Genomic DNA, 1,757 nt, shown 5'->3' on the forward strand with positions numbered 1-1,757 from the left:
CTTTAACAAAGCGGGGAAAAACGGCAGAAAAAAAGGCTGCTAAATCAGGGGGAAAAGTCCGCCCAGCGATATGATGACACCAGGATCCGCCAGACGTGTGGGACGGCGACGTGCCGGCGGAAATCCGAGAGTATCAGCACGGCCGGCTGAAAATGATCCGTCATCTGGTGTTTGACGGCTGGGAACTGGTGGCGCAGCAGACGCAGGCGTTTACGCTTAATCTGGACAACCGGGTGGAACTGATGGCCGGGGAGGTGCAGACCCAGTATGCGGTCAGCGCCCCGACCGGCGAGCCGCTGACGCTGTTCGACCCGACGGGTAAACGGGTGTGGCGGCGGCCGAAGCAATCGCTATATGGCCTGCGGCTGGGCAGACACGGCGAGAACCCGCAACTGGACCCGGGCCTCCGATTCGCCGGGCAACTTTTTGATGAGGAAAGTGGTTTATTTTATAATCGGTTCCGCTATTATTTGCCGGAAGGCTGTTGTTACCTGAGTGCCGATCCTACGGGCCTCTGGGGTGGTGAGAATACCTATCGCTATGTGCAAAATCCGACCGGATGGATTGATCCGCTCGGCTTGGCAGGGTGCTCGACTAAACTGGGTAAAAACATGATGGAAGATATGGGGTTACCGCGTTCAACTAAATGGAGTGGTTATCAAGCTCATCACGTTATTCCCAAACAATATGCTAATCATCCTGCCTTGAAAAAAATCAAGTACGATATCGATAATTCAGCAAATGGAATTTTTCTAAGAGAAGTCGATGATGGAATTAGTGCAATGGCAAGGCATCAAGGTAATCACAACGGTTACTCTAGGGCTATTAAAAATGCACTAGACAAAATAAACTTAAATCAGTCTGTTAATGAGATATCAAAACAGGTTGCTGATATACAAAATTTAGCTAAAAAAGGAATGATGAATGGAACACCAATAAGAGCTAAAGATATCTCGAAAGGAAAAGCCAAAATAGGCAATCAACGTGCTTTAGAAATGTGGAATAAAATTTTAGGGGTATAATAATGAAAAGCGAAAATAAGAAGTTTATAACTGAACCAATGAGTTTTTTATTTTCAGATAATTTTTTGTCAGGGGGAGTAAAAGCACCTTCTGATATTATCCTATTGGAAGATAAAGACAAATCCCTCAGATTATCATTAAGTCAAGATTTACCAGATGGATATTTAGTCTGGCAAGACCTTATAGAAAATAGCGTTGGTGAATTTTCTTTAAAAGATAACTATTCTGAAGCTGAAGATTACTTAGAAGATATTGACGAAGAATACAGTGACTTACAAGAGGAAAAGACATTAATTTATAGAAAATCTAAAATAAAAAAAACAAATACAGAATATGATGATTTTTATTTTGAAATTTTAGATGAAGTATATTATCAACTAAAAATGTTATCTATTCAAAGGTATATATTAGGTGAACAAAAAGAATCAATCTTGGAAAAGATCTTTGAGATATATAAAGAAGGGTTGTATCCATGCGGAATGACTAAGGATGAAAAAATAGTCGCCTTTAATCCAATAATATTAAAAACTAGTTGATATAGAAAACATATTCTCATGAAAAAGCCGGAAAGATCCCCGTGATCTTCCGGCTTTGTTATTTTTATGCTTCTTGGATTCACATAATAAGTGCAACATCGTTAATCCGGAAGTAAACATGTTCGTATTCCTTTAAATAATTCATTCGGTGTTTTCCCTCCCCGTGTTTTTCTGGGGCGATTATTTAATCGGTTTACCA

Annotated in this window: 2 protein-coding genes; both read left to right on the plus strand. The window is 40.8% G+C overall.

Translation table 11 applies throughout. The features are described 5' to 3' along the window. Positions 1-95: 95 nt before the first annotated feature. Positions 96-1,022: an AHH domain-containing protein gene (locus EAE89_RS22735; protein ID WP_339423554.1), complete on the plus strand. Its 927-nt coding sequence runs from the start codon at positions 96-98 to the stop codon at positions 1,020-1,022. Between the two features lie 2 nt (positions 1,023-1,024). Further along, positions 1,025-1,558, plus strand: coding sequence for a hypothetical protein (locus tag EAE89_RS22740; protein ID WP_214086641.1), 534 nt, complete (start codon positions 1,025-1,027; stop codon positions 1,556-1,558). The last annotated feature ends 199 nt before the right edge of the window (positions 1,559-1,757 follow it).

Origin of the sequence: Photorhabdus heterorhabditis (assembly GCF_018448905.1) — a bacterium.
Classification (GTDB): domain Bacteria; phylum Pseudomonadota; class Gammaproteobacteria; order Enterobacterales; family Enterobacteriaceae; genus Photorhabdus; species Photorhabdus heterorhabditis.

Bases quoted from the DNA above. Each gene is read 5' to 3' on its own strand.
- EAE89_RS22740 (WP_214086641.1), top strand. From the start codon at position 1,025: ATGAAAAGCGAAAATAAGAAGTTTATAACTGAACCAATGAGTTTTTTA.